This window comes from Algoriphagus aurantiacus, from assembly GCF_035156405.1.
Taxonomy (GTDB): domain Bacteria; phylum Bacteroidota; class Bacteroidia; order Cytophagales; family Cyclobacteriaceae; genus Algoriphagus; species Algoriphagus aurantiacus.
In genome coordinates this window covers 1-5,379 of sequence record NZ_JAXRUT010000062.1, presented here as the reverse complement: position 1 = coordinate 5,379, position 5,379 = coordinate 1, and the positions used below count along the sequence as shown (strand labels likewise).

Here is a 5,379-nt window from a genome sequence, read left to right as displayed (position 1 = left end):
GGATCAGCCCCCAAAGTAAGTCTGAATACCAATCTGATTTTCACCGAGAAACCCGATCTGTTTTATTCACCAAGAATGGACAATTCGGATTTTGTGGAAGTGGAGCGCATGCTGTTTGACAGGGGCTATTACAAAAACAGTGAAAACTCCAACAGTAAAACGGCACTTTCACCGGTAGTGGAGACACTCATCGCACAAAGGGACGGTGTGATTTCATCTGATGAAGCGGAAAAACGGGTAGCAGGATATAAAACCCATGACGTAAGGAGTGAATTGCAAAATATCTATTACCGTCCCAGATTAAGCCAGCAATATTCCCTTGGAATAGCAGGAGGAGGCACACATAACACCTATGCCGTTTCTGCCGGATATGACCGTACGGATGAAAATGTGGTAGGGAATTCCAGGGAAAGAATTACGATCAATGCTAAAAACTCCTGGCTTTTCATGGACAATAAATTGGATGCAAACCTAGGACTGTATTTTACGGGATCTGGAGTGACTACTGCTACTGAGCTCCCTTCCCCTTATTCCTACGACTACCTGCAGGCCGCCAACGGAAATCACCTGCCAATTACCCAAGGATACAGCAGAAGGTATATAGCGGGGGACTTGCCAGCAGGTCTTTTGGATTGGAATTATATTCCCTTAGATGAACTGGGAACTTTGGAGAATACCTCCCGGGCTTCTGATCTACGGGTCAATGTGGGACTGGGATATAAGATATTTCCAGGTTTCCGTGTCAGTCTATCCCATCAATATTGGCAAAACAGCAGTTCCCAAAGGAACTATCAGCTGGCTGGCAGCTACTTTGTGAGGGATCTGGTGAACCAGTTTTCTCAGCTTGACCCGGATGGAGGTATTTCTAGACCGATTCCGGAGGGTGGGATAGAGGATATAGGATCAAACGTTGGACTTAGCCATAATTTCAGAGCGCAGTTAAACTACGACAAAGTTTTTGGCAAAAACCAGCTTACCGTATTAGGTGGTTACGAGGCAAAGTCACTGCGCAGAGAAGGAAACCAAACCCGGTACTATGGATACGAGGAGGAATTGGGAATAAGCAGGCAGGTGGATTACATCACCCGATTCAGGCGCTTTCACAATAATTCCTTAGCGAGTATCCCTGCTGTAGATGCACATTCAGGGACGGTAGATAATTTCATTTCGGGTTATTTCAATTCCTCATTCACATTTGATAAGAAACTGGTGTTCAACGCCAGCATGCGTAGGGATGCCTCCAATTTATTTGGGGTAAGGGCAAACCAGAAGGCAATACCGCTCTGGTCTGCAGGCGCATCTTGGGTTCTCAGCGAAGAGGGATTCTTAGCAGATTGGAATCTGCCCTTTGTAAGGCTTAGAACTACCTATGGCTATAATGGAAACGTGGATCGTTCAGTTAGTGCATTTGCTACGGCGCAATATGTCTCAGGCGGACCATTTTCTCTCATTCCCAGCTTGCCCTATGCAGTGGTGAGCAGCCCACCCAATCCGGATTTGAGATGGGAAAGAATAGGAATTCTCAATTTCGGTGTGGATGTGGAGACTACTGATGGGAGACTGCGAACCAGCCTGGAATATTATGTGAAAAGGGGCACTGATCTACTCGGGGATTTTCCTGTGGCCGCTTCTACCGGACTGCGTCAGTTTCGGGGGAATTTTGCTAATACATTGACCAAGGGATTTGATTTCGAGGTTTCTACAGTCAATACCCAAGGCCAGATCAAATGGGATACCAGACTCTTTGTAAGTTATGTAAATGAAAAAGTCACCGATTACGAGCGTGAATTTTCTGCCACTTCTGCTTTACTCGGGACCTCCGGGGCAGTTCCACTCCCTGGCAAACCCTTATTCTCCGTACTGAGCATTCCTTTTGCCGGCCTGGATCCTGCAAACGGAAACCCATTGGGTTATTTGGATGGAGAGGCCTCAGACGATTATTCTGCTATTATTTCTTCGTTGACTGCAGCTGACCTTCAGTATCATGGGCCTTCCAGACCAACGGTGTTTGGAACAGTTACCAATAATCTTTCCTGGAAAAACCTGTCCCTGTCCTTTAATATTACTTATAGGTTGGGTTACTACTACAGGAGACAGACAGTCAACTATGGAGATTTACTGGCAGGTAGAATCAGCCATTCGGACTATGCCCTGCGCTGGATGAACCCAGGGGATGAAGCCGTAACGGACGTGCCATCCATGCCTGAGGCAAACAACAACAATAGAAATACCCTGATCCTCTATGGGTCCAACCTAGTCGAAAAAGGTGACCATGTTCGATTGCAGGATATCCGGCTATCCTATGGACTGAATCAGAAAGATATTCATTGGTTGCCTTTTCAGAATGCGGAGATCTATGCCTATGCGGATAACCTGGGGATTTTATGGAAAGCCTCCAGAGATCGCTTTGATCCGGATTACAGATCCTCAGGTCCCATGAGGAGTATTTCTTTTGGGCTGAGAATTGGATTCTAATGCCTGCTTATGAAAACTGCAAAATTAAATAATCAAATCAATCAATAGAAAGATGGATAAATTTGTGAATTACATCATCGTATTACTTTTCCTTACCTCCTGCTCTGGATTTCTGGATGAAAAGCCATCAGTGGACATAGTAGTACCTACGACCCTGCAGGATTTGCAGGCGCTGCTTGACAACAGCAGCATGAATTCCTCCTCTGGGATCAGTGTGATCGGGACTGACGACCTCATCACTACCCAAGAAGGACTCATGAGCCTGAACAACCAGATCACTGAAGGAAATGCTTACCTCTGGAAAGAAGATATTTTGGAGGGTTTATCTTTCAGCGACTGGAACCTGAATTATTCCAATATTCTCACCAGCAATATTGTTTTACAGCAATTGGATGGAGTTTCTAAAAGCATTCAGAATGAAATGGAATGGAACAGGATTAAAGGGAGTGCCTTGTTTTATAGGGCATTTAACTACTATGACCTGTTGCGTTTGTTTGCTCCCCAATATGACCCTGCTACAGCCGGCACCCAATTGGGCGTTCCACTGCGCTTGGATCCCGAAATCAGAAATAATGAGAAAAGAGCGGATTTGGAGACTTGCTATGCCCAGATTCGAATGGATCTGGAAAATTCCCTGGAGCTTTTGCCCGATTTACCAATCGATTACCCTACGCGTACCAGTAAATGGGCAGCATATGGCCTTTTGGCAAGAATGTCCCTGCAATTGGGTAGGTATGAGGAAGCCCTGAAGTATGCGGATTTATGTCTTGGGATCAAATCAGATTTAATCGATTACAACTCGCTAAACCCAGCAGGAAGATTCCCGTTTTCCCAGTTCAACGAGGAAGTGATTTTTCACAGTTCCATGGTAACCTATTCCTATATAAGCAGGCCCTTGATCCATGTAAACCCTGAACTGTTGTCTCTTTTTACTGACTTTGATTTGAGAAAGGCCTTGTATTTAAGACCGACCAATGTAGAGGATAGATTTAATTTCAAGGGGCATTATACATCTGGAAATATTGGCTTTAGTGGGATTGCTGTGGATGAAATATTCCTCATCCGGGCAGAGGCCTTGGTAAGGAGAGGTCAATTTCAAGAGGGGATGGACATGCTTAATGATTTATTGGTAACCCGCTTTTCTGAAGGAAACTTTGAACCTCTTACAGCAGTGATCGAAGAGGTAGCATTGGAGCTGGTACTGGAAGAAAGAAGAAAAACCTTGGTCTTTCGGGGCCATAGATGGGACGACTTACGTAGGTTGAATAGGGATAGTCAATTCCAAAAAACACTTAGCAGGGAGGTGGGAGGAGTAACTTATACCTTGTTGCCAAACAGCAAGCGCTATGTATATCCTATTCCTCAGAATGAACTTGACTTCAATGACATCCTGCAGAACGATAGGAACTGATAAAAGAGGCCGTCTCCATAAAAAGAGACAGCCTCTTTACCTATTACTCAATCCTTTTTTCAGGGAGTCCAGCTAATTTTTCTGTCCTCATTCATGGCCCCAGGAACCGGGTCATTGATATCATTGCTCTGGTAGAGACAATGTGTATCAGGATTTTCAGGACAGGAATACTCACCTGATGCCACAACATCAGTCACATCAACAAGATTGTTGTTGCTGTCCAAACCAAAATAGGTCTGACCTTGTGGAATTGGCTGGGTAAACGCAAAAGCGGCTACCATTGCAAGCGAAAATACACCTCCGCGTAGGAGGTTTAAAACTGAAAGTTTCATAAGTTGTACTGTTATAGTTTACTAATAACTCCGGTCGCTTTGGCCTGTACGCCTTCCGAGAGGGGCGGCCGGATTTTACCCCCTGCTGTTGTCCGGCAGCCACCTAGTGGCTTCACGGACCGTGTTATCTTTTTTTATCTAGATTACATGCTCCCAACGTAATCGTTGGGCTGCATTTGCCTTGGCGTTATAGTGATAACCTTTGAGGTTTGCCAAACCTCGAAGGTTTTTATGTTACTGTTAATCGTTTCCCTGCCTACCGCAGCAGGCATCCTCCTGCACTATCTCCTGTTTCCAGATGATAGTTCTGCGCAGGAGGCAATGGCCTTATTTCCTTATTCAACCTAGGGTTGAAACCCTAGGCTACAAATCTGCCACCCCCATGGGGTTGGTTCTTGCTGCAGGATTTGAGAAATAAACTTGCTGTTCGAGATTTGTAATCTCGAACCTTAACCGCAGGATTTCCAATCCGACAATTCCCAAACTCTGTAGATCAGCTAGCGCAAGTCTTCCTGACTTGTGCTGACGATATTGCAGTCTCCTGACTGCCTTCCAACTTCATTTTTCAAACTTTACAATGCCACATTCATCATTTTAATCGAAGAGGGTTTCGGTATTTAAGGTTATAAATCCATTAACTCCATAGACCTCCTCGGGACAATATTTCGTCTTATCACTTTACTTCATGTCTTGCCTGTCCCGATGTTCTAATCCCGAGAACGAAGTGATTCGGGAAGCATAGCGATATCGGGAAGGGCAATGGCCATTTGTCTTTTTTTTCACCTGGTTGAAACCCGGTGCTACCCATAGTGCATACCTACGACATGCCCGCCTCCCGGAGGGCAGGCTTCTTTTCTACAGGGTTTTGGAGATAAATCAATCTAAATTCTCTTCACACATTACATGTGTCCTTTTGACCTTTTAAACCTTTAACCTGTAAGGTCTCCGTGCTCCTCACATTTTCTCTGTGCATCTCTGTGCTCCTCCCTCACCACTCCCCACACTGCTATTCCCAAAAACATCAGATTAAACACCAGATGCTCTCCCCAGCCCAGACTACTTAGCACCCCGCCACAGGAGCAGGGGACACGTTCTGTAAATCCCAGCCAGACCAGAGTTACGTACCCCGTAAAGAGAATCATCAGTACCACACTCAGCAGA

4 protein-coding genes are annotated in these 5,379 nt (G+C 45.3%); 2 read left to right on the top strand and 2 right to left on the bottom strand.

The window, feature by feature from the left end; all coding sequences use genetic code 11:
* Positions 1–2,475 (top strand): SusC/RagA family TonB-linked outer membrane protein (locus SYJ56_RS25675; protein WP_323839240.1); only part of this gene is annotated, 2,475 nt, incomplete at its 5' end.
* A 52-nt stretch (positions 2,476–2,527) separates the two neighbouring features.
* Positions 2,528–3,886 carry a RagB/SusD family nutrient uptake outer membrane protein gene (locus SYJ56_RS25670; protein ID WP_323839237.1) on the top strand — a complete coding sequence of 453 codons (1,359 nt, stop codon included), beginning with the start codon at positions 2,528–2,530 and terminating at the stop codon, positions 3,884–3,886.
* 59 nt (positions 3,887–3,945) lie between these two features.
* Here the strand turns inward: SYJ56_RS25670 and SYJ56_RS25665 are convergent, their stop codons facing one another.
* Together SYJ56_RS25665 and SYJ56_RS25660 are read right to left on the bottom strand one after the other, a co-directional pair.
* The gene (locus SYJ56_RS25665; protein ID WP_323839235.1) at positions 3,946–4,218 is read right to left on the bottom strand and encodes a hypothetical protein; all 273 of its coding nucleotides are present in this window, start codon (positions 4,216–4,218) and stop codon (positions 3,946–3,948) included.
* Between the two features lie 929 nt (positions 4,219–5,147).
* Positions 5,148–5,379, bottom strand: a 232-nt coding sequence (locus SYJ56_RS25660; protein WP_323839233.1) for a MauE/DoxX family redox-associated membrane protein, incomplete at its 5' end; no start/stop codon positions are given.